This is a genomic window from Alcaligenes pakistanensis (genome assembly GCF_014652815.1).
Taxonomy (GTDB): domain Bacteria; phylum Pseudomonadota; class Gammaproteobacteria; order Burkholderiales; family Burkholderiaceae_B; genus Alcaligenes; species Alcaligenes pakistanensis.
The window spans coordinates 1-662 of sequence record NZ_BMZN01000015.1 but is presented as its reverse complement, the minus strand read 5'-3'; the positions used below and the strand labels follow the sequence as shown (position 1 = coordinate 662).

General features: G+C 54.2%; 1 protein-coding gene. It reads left to right on the top strand.

Features of this window, described 5'->3' with window-relative positions; all coding sequences use genetic code 11:
- A partial coding sequence (locus tag IE156_RS18305; protein WP_189394109.1) for an Ig-like domain-containing protein occupies positions 1-662 on the top strand: 662 nt, incomplete at both ends.

Genomic DNA, 662 nt, shown 5'->3' with positions numbered 1-662 from the left:
AAGACGTTAAGGCTGGTGACACGGTCACGGTGACCGTGAACGGTAAGGACTACACCACGACCGTTAACGCCGATGGTAAGACTTGGAACGTAGACGTTCCTGGCTCTGAGCTGATTCAAGACACGACCGTTAAAGCCAAGGTTGAGACCGAAGACGCAGCGGGTAACCCTGCCAGCGCTGAAGCTGACCGTGACTACGGCATCGATACGGATCTGCCTGAAGCCGAGATCGCGATCAATGTGATTGCTGACGATGACGTGATCAACAAGGCCGAATCGGAAGGTGATGTCACTATCACTGGTACGGTGGGTAAAGACGTTAAGGCTGGTGACACGGTCACGGTGACCGTGAACGGTAAGGACTACACCACGACCGTTAACGCCGATGGTAAGACTTGGAACGTAGACGTTCCTGGCTCTGAGCTGATTCAAGACACGAACGTTAAAGCCAAGGTTGAGACGGAAGACGCAGCGGGTAACCCTGCCAGCGCTGAAGCTGACCGTGACTACGGCATCGATACGGATCTGCCCGAAGCTGAGATCGCGATCAATGTGATTGCTGACGATGACGTGATCAACAAGGCCGAATCGGAAGGTGATGTCACTATCACTGGTACGGTGGGTAAAGACGTTAAGGCTGGTGACACGGTCACGGTGACCGTG